Origin of the sequence: Bradyrhizobium sp. 482_C4_N1_8, assembly GCF_052075965.1 — a bacterium.
GTDB classification, from domain to species: Bacteria; Pseudomonadota; Alphaproteobacteria; order Rhizobiales; family Xanthobacteraceae; genus Bradyrhizobium; species Bradyrhizobium barranii.
Map to the genome: position 1 here is coordinate 4,517,060 of NZ_CP197231.1, position 14,701 is coordinate 4,531,760.

The following is a 14,701-nucleotide window of genomic DNA, read 5'->3' on the forward strand; positions in this document are numbered from 1 at the left end:
TAGGACGATCCGAAGTCTGCTTTCGGATGCGGCTCTCCTACAAGGATAATTCATATAATGAAGGCAATTTGCATGTTAATATGACTTCTGCTTAAGCTATGGATATGACGCCACCTGTTCCAGACTTGCGAAGCTTGCAGATTGTCGCTGCCGTCGCGGAGTCCGGCAGCATGCTTCAGGCGTCCCGTCAGTTCGGGATGACGCAATCAGCGGTTTCTCAGGCTGTGCGGCGGGCCGAGGCCTCGATCGGCGTCGCGTTCTTCAACCGTAGCCGGAGGCCGCTTACATTGACGCGGGCGGGTCGCATCCTTGCTGGCCGTGTTCGCGATCTGAATCGCGACTTTGACACGTTACTCAGCGCACTCCGGGACGCAGCGAAACTGCCTGAGCGTGTCGATCTGAGGCTCGGCCTCATCGACTCCTATGCCGCCACGGTCGGCGCACACCTCGTCAAGGAGCTCATGACGGGCGAGGTCGCACTGAGTCTGTCCGTTTGGTCGGGCCTTGCTCACTCGCATGCCGAGGCGCTGGTCCACCGAACGATCGACGCGGCGATCACATGCGATGCGATGGATGACCTGTATGATATCGAGCGCTTCCCGTTTTTCCGCGAGCCAAATCTGCTGGTGGTGCCGCGCGGATTGGAAGCCGAATTTGCTGACCTTGATTTGCGGGAGATCCTGACCCGGCATCGCCTGGTCCGGTACAGCGAACGCTCCTATGCAGGCGCTCAGGTCGAGCGCCACCTGAGCCGTTTGGGCATTCGCCCACCGCGGGCCTTTGAGTTTGACACCTCGGACAGCCTGGTCGCCATGGTCGCCACCGGGATGGGCGTAGCGATCACCACGCCGCTGTGTCTGTTGCAGGGGCTCGCTCACGCTGGTCAAGTCAGCGCTCTCCCTCTGCCGGGCCCCGGATTTTTTCGTGAGCTGCTTCTGGTGACCCGCCGTGGCGATCTCTCATCACTGGCGCCGCGCATCGCGGAGATGGCTCGGACGAGCATTACGATGCAGGCGATGCCGCGGATCCGGACGCTAGTGCCTTGGTTCACCCAAGATTACTAGCCATTGCCACCACGAAAAAGGCCCGGCTTTCGCCGGGCCTTTTTGCGTTTTGGAGCCGGGTCCCGCCTCAGCGGCGGAACATGCCGCCCATCATGCCGCCGACGACACCGCCGACGAAGGCCGCGCCGGCATCGCCGCCGCCGCTGTTGCGATGCTGAACCGGTGCGCCGCTCTGGGCCTGGGCCGGGGCAGCACGCCGGGCCGGCTTCGCGCTGTCGTCGCTCGCGGTGGCCGGCGCGGCCGCCACGATCTCGGACAGCAGGGCCTTGTGCTGGAGCTTGTTGAGGTAGCCGGTCGACGGATAGCCGCGGGCGGCCTGCCAGCGCTTCAGCACCGAGCGGGTCTCGTCGGTGAAGGCACCGGTCACCTTGGTGTCGAAGCCGAGCCCGGTCAGGCGGCGCTGCACGTCGCGGCGCTGGCCCTTGTCGAGGCCGATCTGGTCCTCGGTGAGCTGGGTGGAGTCGTCGGTGAAGGTGGCGGGATCGATCCCGGAGTTCAGATTGCGGGTCGCCGTGGACGGGCCGCTCTTGATCGCCGCAAGCCGCGCCAGCGCCAGCGCCTTGAACTGGCCGTTCGGATAGGCCGAGAGATAGGCGTTGAGCTCTTCCGGCTTGTTGGATTCCTTGACCGAGCGCCAGTACTCGAGCTCGACACCGTCGGAGCTGCTCGCTGCCGCCGGCACGTTTCCGGAAGCGGTCGGGGCTGCGTTGGCAACCTGCGTCTGCTGCGACGGGTTGAGATAGACCGCGCCGATCAGGTTGGTGTGGCCCCAGGGAAGCTGGCCCTTACGGGTCTCTTCGTTGACCTGGGCGCGCACCGACGTCATCGCCTGCTGGATCTCGACGCCGGGCTTGGTGATGTTGTCGATCAGTGCGCGTGTGAACGGGCTGTTGTTGCCCTCCTGGCCGTCGAGCGCGGTCTGGCCCGGGCCGGTGGCGAACGCGATCAGCGTGCCTTCGCCCGACTTCATCTCGGCAAGACCGCTCTGCACGTTGACGCTGCGCGTTGCCGAGTTCGACTTGATCTTGGCGGCGAACGGATTGTCGCGGCAGGCATCGAGGAAGACGAGCTTGACCTTGGCGTCGCCCATGGTCTGCTCGAGCGTCAGGTCGATATTGATGGCTGCGCCGAGCTTGACGTCCATCTCCGACTTGATGTCGGCGTCGACGGGCAGGAGGTAGTTGCTGCCGCTGACGGCGATGCCGTGGCCGGCGTAATAGAACACTGCGACATCGGAGCCTTGCGCCTTGCGGCCGAAGTCCAGGAGCTTCTCCGTCATCTGGTCGCGGGTGAGGTTGGATCCTTCGATCACCTCGAAGCCGACATTGCGCAGGGTCGCCGCCATCGCCTTGGCGTCGATCGGCGGGTTCGGCAATTGTGCGACGTTCTTGTAGGAGCCGTTGCCGACGACGAAGGCGACACGGCGGTCGGCCTTCGCGGCACTGACCGACAGTGCCATGCACATCAGCGAAACGAGCAGGGTGAGAGTGCGCATCTGAAATCCCCAACAGAATCGAATTGCAGGCAGCAACAAATTGGCAACGAACCTACACGAAGTGCCCGACTTCGCGCCACCAAAACGGCAGTACGTCGTATTCAACCCGCTGCTGTGTGGCCGAATGTGCACGATGGAAAGACCCTCCAACGTGATCCAGATCACACGGCCACTTCGTTTTTGTCGCGTGAGGCTGCGCGCGGGTTCACTGCGCGCGGGCGGGAACCGGGGCAGTCGGCTTCAGGTTCAGGAGATTGCCGCACAGGATCAGCGTCGCGCCGAGCACGGTCCAGGCGTCGAGCCGCTCCGAATACAGCAGCCAGCCGACAGTCGCGGTGAGCGGCACCCGCAGGAAGTCCATCGGCACCACGATGGTTGCATCCGCGTAGCGGAGCGCGCTGGCGAGGCAATAGTGCGAGAATGTGCCGCAGACCCCGATGACGAAGAGCCATCCCCAGAGAGTGGTTGACGGCCAGGTCCAGACATAGAGCGTCGGCAGCAGGCCCACGACCATCTGCACGACGATCATCCAGAACAGGATCGACAATGCGCTCTCGGTCCGGGTCAGCGATTTCGCCAAGATCATGGAAATGCTGAAGCCGATCGCGGCTCCGAGTGCGATCAACTGGCCCGGATTGATCTCGCCGGTGGCGGGCCGCACGATCATGACGACGCCGACGATGCCGAGCGCGATGGCGGCGATCTTCCAAACGGTCATGCGCTCGGACAGAAACGTTGCGGCCAGCACCGCAGTCCAGATCGGCATGGTGAATTCGATCGCGACGACCTGACCGATCCCGATCAGCGTCAGTGCGTAGAACCAGCCGAGCTGCGCGAAATAATGGACCCCGTTGCGCGCGAGGTGCTGGGGCAGGCGTTTGGTCGCGACCGCCTTGAAACCGCCGGCCCGGTAGATGATCGGCAGCAGCAGCGTGAAGCCGATCACCGAGCGCACTTCCATGATCTGGAAGACGTTCAGCTCGCGCGTGGTCTCGCGGCCGGCAACCGCCATGACCAGCATCAGCGCCAGCCAGCCGGCCATCCACAGTGCAGCCATCGTTTTGGACGGTGTCGCGGTCATCGTTGCTGGTGCGGGTGATCGAGCCCGAGGGGAGGGCCGGTATCGGCGACATCGCCGGCGTTTGCAACGGCCAAAACTGCGGATGCAGCGATGCAGGGCGGCGTGCTAAGGCATCATTGAACAACAAGAAAAGGGAGATCTTCGCTCATGCAAATCTTGCAGCCGGCCGAATGGAAGAAACCGCGGGGCTTTTCTCACGGCGTGGTGGCCGAAGGGCCGGGCCGCTGGGTGGTGCTGGCCGGGCAGACCGGCGGCGACGAGACCGGCAATTACGCGCCTGACATGGCGGCGCAGGTCGCAACCGCGCTGAAGCGGATCATCAAGCTCCTTGGCGAGGCCGGAGCCGGTCCGGAGCACATCGTCCGCCTGACCTGGTACCTGACCAGCCGCAGCGAATATGAGGCCGCGGGCGCCGGCATCGGCGCGGCCTGGAAGGAAACGCTGGGGCGCAATTTTCCGCCCTCGACGCTGCTCTACATCGGCGGTCTCGTGGACGAGCGCGCCAAGGTCGAAATCGAGGTCACGGCGTTCGTGCCGAACGTATAAAACGGATAAAAAAAGCCCCGGCGGAATCGCCGGGGCTTTTGGCTTGAACGCGGTCCGCCTTAGCGCGACAGCGAGATGTTGGCGCCGCGGAACTGGCTGTCCGCGCGCATCGTGACGCTCTGCTTGTTGCCGGACGTCTTCAGCGAGATGTTGGCGTTGAAGCCGGCGGTCGAGGCGACCAGGTCGTAGTTTCCGCCGGCGCCGCGGCCCTGGAGCGAGCCGGAGATGTTGCGGCTGGCCTCGGACCAGCTGCCGGCGATGGTGCCGCCTTCAGCCCTGACGTTGGCGCCGAGATTGAACTTGTAGGCGTCGCTGGCGCAGGTCAGCGACATCTCCATCGTCGGTCCGATCGGGGCGTATCTGGCCCGGCAGCGGATCCGCTCGGTCGAGCCGTCATCGAGCGTGACGGTGCCGGCACCGCTCCAGCTCCCCGCCAGCGGGGCGAACGGGCCGGACTGGGCCTTGCTCTCAGAGTTGGCGATCCCCGCCGCAAACAAAACGGCGGCCGCGATCAGCAGCCGCCGGCTTACGACGCTGATCCCGAATTTCTTACTGGCGCGATGCTTCCCACCGCCCGCTGCACGGTATGCCTGCAGATGCTCCATTCCACTTCCCCGATCCGGCGTTGCCGCTGAGTTGACCGTTGGCATATGCACCATTGATCGAAACTTTCACAAGTCCCCCGCTGCCGATGGTGCCGGAAACGTTAGCGCCGGGCGCGGTGATCTTGCCGTCGGCAACCGTCAGCATGGAGCTCGCGGTCGGCTCGCAGGTACCGCTCTTGGTCACGATGGTGACATGCCAGTTGCCGTCATAGGGGGTCTGGGCGAAAGCGGGAGCGGCGAGGGTGATAACTGAAGCGGCACAGAATGCCGTAATGCGACCAAAACGCATGAATTCCGTCCTTGAATCTGTCTGATATGCTGACGCTTATTCGGCCCAAATGTGACGGAAATTTGTTGCATTGCCAAAGCGAAAATTGTTCCAGTGGAAACAATAGTTTATTTGTGTTTCCGGCTCCAATTTTCGAAGCAGAATCAACGCGCCTTCACGTTAAGGGTAAACGTCAGGAGAGACTCAGGGGAAGGACTGCGGAAGGGACTCACGAAAGACTTGGCGCCAAGGTGGCGAACTGCTCGTCCTGAACCTTGGAGGGCAGCGCCTTGTGGACCTTGACGTAGTCGATCACGTCGGCCAGCAGCTTGAGGCCGAGCGGAGCGAGCGCACGCTCCCAGAGCTCGCGAGCCGTCTCGCCCTTCCTGACGAAGCACCAGTCCTGGGCGGCGATGGCGCCGGCGTCCATGCGGTCGGCAAGATGATAGATCGTGCCGCCGGCGATCGGATCGCCTTCCTTGATGGTCCATTCCACGGCGGCTTTGCCCCGATGACGCGGAAGCAGCGAGGGATGATAGCCGATCCCGCCGTACTTCGCGGCGGCCAGGGCGTCCTTGCCGATCCGGGCGTGGCTGTGGGCGGTGATGATCAGGTCGGTGTCGGGGCCGATTTCGGAGGCGACCACCAGCTTCGGATTGGCCTGGACTGTCACCTCGATGCCGGCCGCCTTGGCGCTCGCGGCGAGGCGATCCTCGGCGTCGGCCACGACGACCCGCACGATCGGGACGCCGTGCTCCCGGAGCATGTTCAGGGTGGTCACGCCGAAATGGCGGGAGCCGACGAGGGTAATGCGCATGGGTGTCCGATCCGTCTCGCAACTGCGTCATCCCCCGATAACACGTCGGTGCGTCCTGTCACCAGCCGCGGGCGGTTTGTGCCGGTTATCAACAATGCACCGGGCGCGGGGCGCGACGGACTCCGCGATTGCGCAGCCGGCCGTTCCGGTGCTTCCATGCGCGTATTGCACCGTTTCAGGAGCGAGCGCATGCGAAGTGCGTGGTTTTTCCTTCTCGCGGCACTGAGCGTAGCCACGCCCGCGCGCGCCGGCGGGCCGTACCCGGCGGTCCCGCCCGAGGTCGGAGTGGCGCCGTTCATCGGTCCGACGTGGGATGCCTATCGTTGCGCCGAAGGGCCGGTCTATAATTTCTACCACGGCGCCTATTACGGCGAGGAGCCGCCCGCGCTCTATCGCGGTTACGCCTACAGGTCGTACTACCGCTACAGCGCCTACCGCAGGCTGCCGCGCAAGTATTTTTGCGTCACGGACTAGCGTTGCCGGGCGGCCACATCGATAGCAAATGATGTATCCGCCGGTTCCTCTGTTTCATTTCTAACATAAGCAGCCCCCGTGTGCCGCTAGAATGCACCAACCGGGGCTGGCCAAATTTGATTCCGAATCCGTTTTCGAACCCGGCTTTGGCCGCTGGCGAGTGATCGCCAGCGGCTTTTCATGCCGGCGCCATCACGAAATCATCAAACGGTAACGCGTTCTCAACCTGCCTGTCGTATCGACGAATCCGTCGCGGATTTGTATTGCGTACCGCGACACCAAAAATGTCCCGCCGGCGTGGGTGCGCCGCGGGCTTTTTTGCCGGGACCGATTTCATGCCGAGCGCAATTGAGCAGATCGTGGACGCCTATGTGCGGCTGAAGAACCGCCGTGGGCTGGACGAGCTGATGATGCACAGGCAGCGGCTCGCGGTCGATCTGAAGAGCAGGTCCGGCTATGATTTCAGCCTGCCGATCGGCAAGATCGACGAGGAGATCGCGATCATCGAGGAGGGGCTCAGCCGGCTGAAGGCTCAGTCTCCGGATCCCCGCGGGATACGTCCGATCTGACGCGCTCAGTCGCGCCGGCCACCGTCGATGACGGTGAACAGCGGCCGTGCCTGGGTCGGCTCGACCAGCAGTTCCTCCACCAGCGCGGTTGCCGCATCGACATATTTGCGCGTCGGTTTGTCGAGCTCACGTTTGGCCTCGTCGTCGAGCGCGACCTTTGCGGCCTCGACCAGCTTGCGCATGCGCGCCGCATGGTCGTCGCCCGCCGTCAGCGTCGCGCGCGCCAGCGAGCGCAGCACGAACAGCTCGCCTTCGAGGCGGAGCAGGCGGTCGTTGAGCCTGGAGAGGACTGCGTTGAGATCGGCCATAGCTGCTGTTCGTCGCGGAGGATCCATCCTGATCTAGCGGCGATCGGTGAACGGAATCCAAACGCCATTGGCGCAATTGGGTTGATCTCCGGCGTCTCCCGGCAGCAGCGATGCCGCCGATGTGAGACATCGTGACGGTGCGATGCGTCGTCCCAGCGTGGTTCCCGCACCACATGGAGCTCCGGGTGGACGTCTGGAGCACGTATGATGCGGTCTATCCTGGCTTTGGTCCTCCTGATTGCAACATGCGCGTCGGCGGCTGCCGCGCCGGCGCATCATGCCCGCCCGCGCCATCACGTCGCCGTCCGACTGCCCGAGGACGCGCCGGTCCCGCCCGGCTGGTACAAATTTCCCGGGTGGCCGCCGATCCCGCCGTCGGAGAACAGGAATCTCGATCCCTCCAATTTCGGCGGCGGTTGATCGAAGCTACGCCGCGGTTCGGGCGAGATAATCGCGGGCGAAGGCGAGATACCAGTCGAGGCAGGCGGGATTGGCCATCGCCTTCTTGTTGATGACCTTTTCGACGGGCTGGCCCAGCAGCAGCTTCTTGATCGGCAGCTCCTGCTTCTTGCCCGAGAGCGTGCGCGGGATCTCGGCGACGGCAAAGATCTCGTTCGGCAGGAATCGCCGGGACAGGCCGGCCTCGATCGCCTTGTTGATCCTGGCCTGCATTGCAGCGTCGAAGGCTGTCCCCTCGCGCAGCACCACGAACAGCGGCATGTAGCTGTCGCGGCCGAGATATTCGAGGTCGACGACGAGGCTATCCAGCACCTCCGGCAGCGCTTCGATCGCGGAATAGAGCTCGCTCGTGCCCATGCGCAGGCCGTGCCGGTTGATGGTCGCATCGCTGCGGCCATAGATGATGCAGGAGCCGTCCGGATTGACCTTGAGCCAGTCGCCGTGCCGCCACACCGGCCCGCGGCCGCTGCCGTCGAAATTGTCCGGATAGGTCTCGAAATAGCTGGAGCGATAGCGCGCATCGCCCTTGTCGTTCCAGAAACGGAGCGGCATCGAGGGCATCGGCTCGGTACAGACGAGCTCACCGACTTCGTCGATGACGGCGCGGCCCTGCTCGCTGAAGGCTTCGACCGCCGCGCCGAGCAGGCGGCATTGCATCGCGCCCGGCGTCTGCGGCAATTCGCGGTTGCCGCCGATGAAGGCGCCGGCGAAATCAGTGCCGCCGGAGATGTTCGCCCACCAGATGTCGGCCTGCGCCTTGCTGCCGTTGATTTTCGACAACGCCGCGAAGCGATCGTTGAACCAGGCTTGCGTATCGGCGCTGAGCGGCGAGCCGGTCGAGCCGAGGCAACGCAGCCGCGACAGATCGCCGGCCGCAGTGAGATCGATCTCGGCCTTGGCGCAGTTGGCGAAGAACGCCGCGCCGGCGCCGAAGAAGGTCGCTTTCGACTGTGACACGAACCGCCACAGCGTGGTCCAGTCCGGCTTGTCCTTGGTGCCGCCCGGGCTGCCGTCGAAGATGCAGCAGGTGGTGTCGCTGAGCAGGCCGCCGACCTGCGAATTCCACATGATCCAGCCGGTCGAAGAGTACCAGTGATAGCGCTCGCCGAACGAGTTCGCGTGGTAGGAGCAGCCGAGGTCGTTGTGCAGGCCCAGCAGCGCCAGCACCACGATGACGATCCCGCCATGACCGTGCACGATCGGTTTCGGCAGGCCGGTGGTGCCGCTGGAATAGACAATCCAGAGCGGATGATCGAACGGCAGCCAGGCCGGCTCGAACGCGTCGATCGCGGCGCCTGTCCTTGCGACGATGTCGACGAGCAGGGCGTCCGGTGCTGCGGGCGCGGTCTCGCTGTGCAGGATGACGTGCTCGACCGTCGGCAGCGATCGCCGCAGCTCGGCGACGACGTCCTTGCGATCATGCCGGCGGCCGGCATAGGTGACGGCATCGCAGGCGATCAGCACCTTCGGCTCGATCTGCTTGAAGCGGTCGATCACGGCGGGCGCAGCCATGTCGGGCGCGCAGACGCTCCAGACCGCGCCGATGCTGGCGCTCGCCAGAAACGCGATGATGGTTTCGGGGATGTTGGGCAGGTAGGCCGCGATCCGGTCGCCGGGCTTGATACCCCGATCCTTCAGATGCAGCGCGAGCGCCGCCGCCTTGCGCCGCAGCTCCGGCCAGCTCGTTTCGTTGAGCTTGCCGTCCTCGCCGCTACTGACGACCGCGGGCAGGCCGGCGGCGTCGGGGCCTCGACATGCCGGAACACCTGCCGCGCATAGTTGACCTGCGCACCGGGAAACCACACCGCGCCCGGCATCTTGCGCTCGGTGATCACGGCCGCAAACGGCGTCGGCGATTGCAGATCGTAATAGTCCCAGATGCTGCGCCAGAAGCCGTCGAGATCGCGCACCGACCACTGCCGCATCTCCTCGTAATTCGCGAAGGAAAGGCCACGCTGCTCGGCGAGCCAGTTGCGGTAGAGAGCGATCTGGGGAACGAAGGGTGCGGTCATTGCGTGTCGGATTCTGTTGCGGGGAGGGGAGTCTAACCGGTGTCGCGGCTGAGCAGAAGCGTCAGTTCCTCATCCCTGCGTCACGGCAAAGCGCTCGCCGCCGATCCCGGCCTGATGCCGCGCGGCCGGCGCTGAAGCTGGCGTTCAAACGCCCTCAAAGCAAAAGCTGAAAAACAACCCCATACACAGTAGCGGAGCTATTGAATGCATTCGTCGTTTTCAGTTGGTGCCAAGCAGGTCCTTTTCGGACTTGTCCAACGCGAACAGCCTACCGATATCTCGATGGCGCGACGCATCGCCTCGTCCGGATTTGACACGTCGGGCAAAACTCTGGCAGAGTGGCATCATCGGAAATTCGTAACACCCGCGCGGGGAAACCTGCCGCGGGTTTTTTATGTCGCAGCAGTTGCCATGATCAAAGGATCGCTATTGTTCCGCACAGCGGCAGGGCTGACAATCGCAGTGGGAATTTTGCGTGAAGTGTTTTGCCCGACGACGGGCAAGGTGTCACTGCGAACTCCGTCGATGCATTGTGCGTCGTTGCTTCAACATTGTCATTGCGAGCGCAGCGAAGCAATCCAGAATCCCTCCGCGGAGGCGCTCTGGATTGCTTCGTCGCAAGAGCTCCTCGCAATGACGGCGAGAGTGGCGATGGGGTTTCGTAGCCCGGATGGAGCGAAGCGCAATCCGGGGTTCGTGCAATAGAGCGACACTGGTCCCGGATTTCGCTTCGCTCCATCCAGGCGACGGCAGTGAGAACCTTGCCTCGGCCTACCAACCCACTCCCGCCCACCGTCTCCCGAACACCGGCGGCTTGGTCTTCACCGCGGACCAGCCGAAGAAGTGATGCTTCCCCGACCAGGAGTGCACCACGCCACTGCAGATGCTGCATTTGAAGTGGCCCGAATGCGGCTCGGCGTGCTCTTCCCTTGTCGCAATGTAGTTCATGCTGCAACCGGGGCAGGTGAATTCTTCGATCGTCCAGATGCTGTTGGCCATTGCACCGCAATCACAGGTTAGGTCACGCTGACCAGCGTAGGATTCAGCATTTGCTTCGAAGTAAACCGAATGACGCAAAATCCGTTAATTCCGATTAGCCAAGTTGGCGACTTGCCGTCTGCCACGGAAATAGGACTGGCACGATGGCAAGGCTATTTGCAGTTGATCGCGAGCGGGCCGCTAGTTGGTGAGTTCGGCGGCAGTTTTAGCTCTTGGTTTCCTGCCGTTTTTAGGCGCAGTTCGGTCCATGTTCCGTCGATCATGAGGGGGCCCGCTGGCAGCGCGGACTGTGGAGTGCCGGGGATCGTGAGGCTCAGTCCCGGTGTTTGTGTACTGTGCGCCGAAAGTCCTAGCCCGATCAGCAAGGCTAGAAGAGCAAAAACCCCCGTTAGAGACTGCACGTTCAAGCGTTTCGAGACGGGGAGCGTTGACCAAGCGGTTTCGGTTGGGAACGTTCGTCCGTCGGCACGCTTATAGACCCCGCTGATTGCAGAGAGGCCGGCGCTCATGCTGATGAACAAGAGGATCACGCTGAAGGTGAAGAAGGCGACGGTCCAAGACAGCCACGGAACGCCATTAGAGCGCGTGAACTGAAGCAATGTCCCTGAAGCAACCAGAAGCGCGACAGCAATTGTGAGAAGCGTCTTAGCAGTCTCGACCGCCAGCTTCGTCGCTTCCTTCTTGTCGTCCGAACTTCGGCCGCCAAGGCGAGCCTTCGCCTCCGATAGAAAGGCATCTTGCGTCGTGACGTCGGGCCAAATCGTCGCTTTGTTGGCCTCCAAATGTGCAATTGCAGTCAGAGGATCGAAAGCTGGCACGGCGTCACCCCCACAAAAGATAAGTTGAGATGGTACCCCAGGCTGCGTCGATCGCTTTGATGACGTCGTGGGAAGATGCAAGTGACTCGCGCTTGTTGTTGTTCGTTGTTTTTACCAACTCATAGAAGCTATCCATCACCTGGGCATCCAGGTTCTGTGCTGTGAGAACGACGGTGCTATTTGGAGACGAGAGATTCCCCTGGCTCAATCGATCCTGGTAGGGTTGAACGATCATCTGGTCGAAAAGCGACAGCACGCAGAGCAAAGCGTCAGATCGAAATGTGGACATTTGGTTTTGCAGTAGGGCGGCTTTGATTTGATCGAGAACAGCTATGTTCCTCGTGTCGTAATTCATGAACAATTTGAAGTATGACTGCGCGAGTAAAGGATCCACGGTATCCTCCCCTTTGGAAATGTCCGAGTATAATATTTACCTTTAGTTGTATCAATGGCGTCTATCCCGCGCGAAGGCCTGGCCCCCCAGTGGAGCCGGTTAAGCTTGCGACGAGCGCCCGTCAGTCCAAATCGCGCCGCCGGTCGGTCCAAGCGCCCCCTTGATCGGACAGCTAGATTTCACCCCATCGCCCTGGTCGAGCAGGGCAAAAGTCATTGGGGGTGGGATCATGAGCAAGAAACTGATTTTGACAGCTGCGCTGTTGTCGCTGGCAACTCCGGCCTTTGCGGCCGACATCATCGAACCTGCGCCGGTGGTGAAGGCGCCGATCGTGCCGGCCCAGATCTTCAGCTGGACCGGCTTCTACATCGGCGCGCATGGCGGCGGCGCCTGGAGCAAATGGACCGGCATCGACCCGACCGATCCGACGGCGACCTGGAGCTCGGCCACGGCCAGCGGCGGCATCGTCGGGGGCCAGATCGGCGGCAACTACCAGATCAGCAATTTCGTGATCGGTCTCGAAGGCACCGGCGCCTGGTCCAGCGTCACACTCAATGCCGGCGGCCCGTTCGGTGGCGGTGCCGGCTTCAACCTGTCGCTGAAGAACGATTACATCGCCACGGTCGCCGGCCGTTTCGGCGTCGCCTTCGACCGCGTGCTGCTCTACGCCAAGGGTGGCGCGGCCTTCACCCGCGACAAGTATAGCGTCAACAACGGCCTTGCCGGCCCGCTCGCCGGTTCCGCCTCGGGCAGCTTCAATCGCACCGGCTGGCTTGCCGGCGGCGGCATCGAGTGGATGTTCATGCCGAACTGGTCGGTGCGGGCCGAGTACAACTATATGGGCTTCGGCACGATCACCGAGCAGCTGGTGACGACAGGCAATCTGGTGGCGACTCCAGCCAATGTGAAGCTGAACATCCAGACCGGCACGGTGGGCGTGAACTATCACTTCTGAGCGGACGGAGCGCCACCGCTCGGCCGACTGGACCAACCCGTTCGGCGACAGCTGATGCCGCGCCGGGCGGCGCAGCGGTCCGATCCCTTGGGCCGCCGCAGGCCCGGTCGTCTTGACGCCGGATGCGCGGCTGGCAATAACGCTTTGCCGCGCAAGTGCCGGAACCCGCGTCAATGCCGCAAGGAAAGGCGTGCCCGTGAAAAGTCTCCGTCAGCTCCTGACGGGAGAGGACATCATCCAGCTCCTGATCCGGGTCGGCCTGCTTGGCCTGCTGATCATCTGGACCTTCCTGATCATCCGCCCGTTCGTGCCGATCCTGGCCTGGAGCGCCGTGCTCGCGGTCGCGTTCTATCCGGCCTTCAGCTGGGTCGCCAAGATCCTCGGCGGCCGCCCGAAGACCGCGGCCGCGATCCTCACCCTGATCACGCTCGGCATCGTCATTGGCCCGGCGACCTGGCTCGGCCTCAGCGCGGTGGACGGTGCGCGCGAGCTGGCGAAGCAGCTCGGCACCGGCGATCTCGCGCTGCAGTCGGCGCCGGAGCAGCTCAAGTCGTGGCCGGTGGTCGGCCCTTGGCTCTACGATCTCTGGGATCAGGCTTATAACAACATCCGTGCGGTGCTGCGCGAGGTCGCGCCCTATCTCCAGCCGCTGGCGGGACCCCTGTTGTCGCTTGCGGGCGATGCGAGCCTCGGCACGCTCCAGTTTCTGGTCTCGGTGTTCGTCGCCGGCTTCCTGTTTCCGCATGGGCCGCGGCTGGTTGCGGCCGGGCGCGGCTTCCTGTTTCGCATCGTGCCCGAGCAGAGCGAGCATTTTCTCGAGCTTGGGGGCGCCACCATCCGCGCCGTGGCGCAAGGCGTGATCGGCGTCGCCATCGTGCAGGCGCTGCTCGCCGGCATCGGCTTCAAGATGGCAGCCGTGCCGAGCGCCGGCCTGCTCGCCTTCATCGTGCTATTGCTGTCGATCGTGCAGATCGGCGCGTTCCTGGTGATCCTGCCGGTGATCATCTGGATCTGGACCGCCAAGGACGTCACCACGGCGCTGCTGCTCACCGTGTTTCTCGTCCTCGTCGGCTTCATCGACACCATGTTGAAGCCGCTGGTGATGGGGCGCGGCCTCACCACGCCGACCATCGTGATCTTCGTCGGCGTGATCGGCGGCACGCTCGCCCACGGTATCGTCGGCCTGTTCATCGGGCCGATCATCCTGTCGGTGGCCTGGGAGTTGATGATGGCCTGGATCAGGACCGAGGACCGGGCGGCGGCGAGCGAAAGCTGAGCTGCTCGCACGGGCTGTGGTCAAAGCGCCCCGCGAACTTGTCTATTCAACTAGACAAGTTACGATAGGGCGATTCTGTTTTCGATCTACGGCAGTAATGGCGAAGTCTTCCAAGCTGGTTGCCGCAAAACGCGGCAAGGTATTGTTGGTCAGACGGCGGTCGGACGGCCTGTGGATGTTCCCGGGCGGCCGCAAGCGTTCGCGCGAGTCCGACAAGGACTGCTTGCGGCGGGAGATCAAGGAGGAGCTGCCCAAGCTGAAGCTCGGCCGGATCAGCCTGTGGAAGGAAGTGACGGCCAGGAATAAGCGCTCCGGTCGCAAGATGAGCGACGCGATCTTCATCGCCAAGGGTGCCAAGGGCAGGCTCGAGATCGGCGACAAGAAGGAGATCGACCGCGCCGCCTGGCAGAAGCCGCGCGGCATCCGCCTGACGCCGACCTCGCGCTACATCCGCGATCGGCTGTTTCCGAGCAAGCCGCGGCGCCAGTGAGGAGGGGGGGCCGCGTCTTCGCGGCGCCGGTGCGACAAATCGCCCGCTGGTCCACAACACGAGCCCGAAAT

Annotated in this window: 18 protein-coding genes and 1 pseudogene; 9 read left to right on the plus strand and 10 right to left on the minus strand. The window is 63.3% G+C overall.

What is annotated here, in order from left to right; all coding sequences use genetic code 11:
- The first annotated feature begins 104 nt into the window (after window positions 1–104).
- A complete protein-coding gene (locus AB7Z56_RS21565) occupies window positions 105–1,064 on the plus strand; it encodes a LysR family transcriptional regulator (protein ID WP_354123746.1) in 960 nt (319 codons plus the stop codon).
- Window positions 1,065–1,131: 67 nt separating this feature from the next.
- Here AB7Z56_RS21565 and AB7Z56_RS21570 read toward each other — a convergent pair whose 3' ends face one another.
- Window positions 1,132–2,559 carry a caspase family protein gene (locus AB7Z56_RS21570; protein WP_135213696.1) on the minus strand — a complete coding sequence of 476 codons (1,428 nt, stop codon included), beginning with the start codon at window positions 2,557–2,559 and terminating at the stop codon, window positions 1,132–1,134.
- A gap of 205 nt (window positions 2,560–2,764) precedes the next feature.
- Window positions 2,765–3,640 carry a DMT family transporter gene (locus AB7Z56_RS21575; RefSeq protein WP_135213695.1) on the minus strand — a complete coding sequence of 292 codons (876 nt, stop codon included), beginning with the start codon at window positions 3,638–3,640 and terminating at the stop codon, window positions 2,765–2,767.
- 147 nt (window positions 3,641–3,787) lie between these two features.
- Here AB7Z56_RS21575 and AB7Z56_RS21580 point away from each other — a divergent pair, with 147 nt between their 5' ends.
- Window positions 3,788–4,186 (plus strand): RidA family protein, encoded by a 399-nt coding sequence (locus AB7Z56_RS21580; protein ID WP_071913733.1) that lies wholly within the window; start codon window positions 3,788–3,790, stop codon window positions 4,184–4,186.
- Between the two features lie 59 nt (window positions 4,187–4,245).
- Here AB7Z56_RS21580 and AB7Z56_RS21585 read toward each other — a convergent pair whose 3' ends face one another.
- From AB7Z56_RS21585 to AB7Z56_RS21595, 3 genes are all read right to left on the minus strand, one after another.
- On the minus strand, window positions 4,246–4,791 hold the full coding sequence (locus tag AB7Z56_RS21585; RefSeq protein ID WP_167767902.1) for a hypothetical protein: 546 nt from the start codon (window positions 4,789–4,791) through the stop codon (window positions 4,246–4,248).
- Window positions 4,736–5,080 carry a hypothetical protein gene (locus AB7Z56_RS21590; RefSeq protein ID WP_014495138.1) on the minus strand — a complete coding sequence of 115 codons (345 nt, stop codon included), beginning with the start codon at window positions 5,078–5,080 and terminating at the stop codon, window positions 4,736–4,738. Before AB7Z56_RS21590 ends, AB7Z56_RS21585 begins: the two co-directional genes overlap by 56 nt.
- A 208-nt stretch (window positions 5,081–5,288) precedes the next feature.
- The gene (locus AB7Z56_RS21595; RefSeq protein ID WP_063983185.1) at window positions 5,289–5,876 is read right to left on the minus strand and encodes a formyltransferase family protein; all 588 of its coding nucleotides are present in this window, start codon (window positions 5,874–5,876) and stop codon (window positions 5,289–5,291) included.
- 189 nt (window positions 5,877–6,065) lie between these two features.
- On the opposite strand from AB7Z56_RS21595, the gene AB7Z56_RS21600 reads away from it, so the two are divergent.
- Together AB7Z56_RS21600 and AB7Z56_RS21605 are read left to right on the plus strand one after the other, a co-directional pair.
- Entirely contained in the window at window positions 6,066–6,350 is a 285-nt protein-coding gene (locus AB7Z56_RS21600) for a hypothetical protein (RefSeq protein ID WP_354123747.1), read from the plus strand.
- Between the two features lie 335 nt (window positions 6,351–6,685).
- The gene (locus AB7Z56_RS21605) at window positions 6,686–6,919 is read left to right on the plus strand and encodes a hypothetical protein (protein WP_071917441.1); all 234 of its coding nucleotides are present in this window, start codon (window positions 6,686–6,688) and stop codon (window positions 6,917–6,919) included.
- 5 nt (window positions 6,920–6,924) lie between these two features.
- On the opposite strand, the gene AB7Z56_RS21610 is transcribed toward AB7Z56_RS21605, so the two are convergent.
- Entirely contained in the window at window positions 6,925–7,227 is a 303-nt protein-coding gene (locus AB7Z56_RS21610) for a hypothetical protein (protein WP_063983186.1), read from the minus strand.
- Window positions 7,228–7,431: 204 nt separating this feature from the next.
- Between AB7Z56_RS21610 and AB7Z56_RS21615 the strand changes: the two genes are divergently transcribed.
- A complete protein-coding gene (locus AB7Z56_RS21615) occupies window positions 7,432–7,647 on the plus strand; it encodes a hypothetical protein (RefSeq protein ID WP_245344255.1) in 216 nt (71 codons plus the stop codon).
- A gap of 6 nt (window positions 7,648–7,653) precedes the next feature.
- Here the strand turns inward: AB7Z56_RS21615 and AB7Z56_RS21620 are convergent.
- Window positions 7,654–9,698 (minus strand): annotated as a pseudogene (locus AB7Z56_RS21620) (acetoacetate--CoA ligase).
- A gap of 204 nt (window positions 9,699–9,902) precedes the next feature.
- Between AB7Z56_RS21620 and AB7Z56_RS21625 the strand changes: the two are divergent.
- Window positions 9,903–10,403 (plus strand): hypothetical protein, encoded by a 501-nt coding sequence (locus AB7Z56_RS21625; RefSeq protein ID WP_354123748.1) that lies wholly within the window; start codon window positions 9,903–9,905, stop codon window positions 10,401–10,403.
- A gap of 66 nt (window positions 10,404–10,469) precedes the next feature.
- Here AB7Z56_RS21625 and AB7Z56_RS21630 read toward each other — a convergent pair whose 3' ends face one another.
- The 3 genes from AB7Z56_RS21630 to AB7Z56_RS21640 all read right to left on the minus strand — a co-directional run bounded on the left by AB7Z56_RS21630 (window position 10,470) and on the right by AB7Z56_RS21640 (window position 11,909).
- Window positions 10,470–10,697: a hypothetical protein gene (locus AB7Z56_RS21630; protein ID WP_063983188.1), complete on the minus strand. Its 228-nt coding sequence runs from the start codon at window positions 10,695–10,697 to the stop codon at window positions 10,470–10,472.
- Between the two features lie 152 nt (window positions 10,698–10,849).
- Window positions 10,850–11,515, minus strand: a complete 666-nt coding sequence (locus tag AB7Z56_RS21635; protein WP_231142044.1) for a hypothetical protein — start codon at window positions 11,513–11,515, stop codon at window positions 10,850–10,852.
- 4 nt (window positions 11,516–11,519) lie between these two features.
- Window positions 11,520–11,909, minus strand: coding sequence for a hypothetical protein (locus AB7Z56_RS21640; RefSeq protein ID WP_063983190.1), 390 nt, complete (start codon window positions 11,907–11,909; stop codon window positions 11,520–11,522).
- Between the two features lie 229 nt (window positions 11,910–12,138).
- On the opposite strand from AB7Z56_RS21640, the gene AB7Z56_RS21645 reads away from it, so the two are divergent.
- From AB7Z56_RS21645 to AB7Z56_RS21655, 3 genes are all read left to right on the plus strand, one after another.
- Complete coding sequence (locus AB7Z56_RS21645) at window positions 12,139–12,864, plus strand: outer membrane protein (protein ID WP_354123749.1); 726 nt, start codon at window positions 12,139–12,141, stop codon at window positions 12,862–12,864.
- 190 nt (window positions 12,865–13,054) lie between these two features.
- The gene (locus tag AB7Z56_RS21650) at window positions 13,055–14,140 is read left to right on the plus strand and encodes an AI-2E family transporter (RefSeq protein ID WP_063983192.1); all 1,086 of its coding nucleotides are present in this window, start codon (window positions 13,055–13,057) and stop codon (window positions 14,138–14,140) included.
- 97 nt (window positions 14,141–14,237) lie between these two features.
- Window positions 14,238–14,630 carry an NUDIX hydrolase gene (locus AB7Z56_RS21655; protein ID WP_028152127.1) on the plus strand — a complete coding sequence of 131 codons (393 nt, stop codon included), beginning with the start codon at window positions 14,238–14,240 and terminating at the stop codon, window positions 14,628–14,630.
- Window positions 14,631–14,701: the final 71 nt, after the last annotated feature.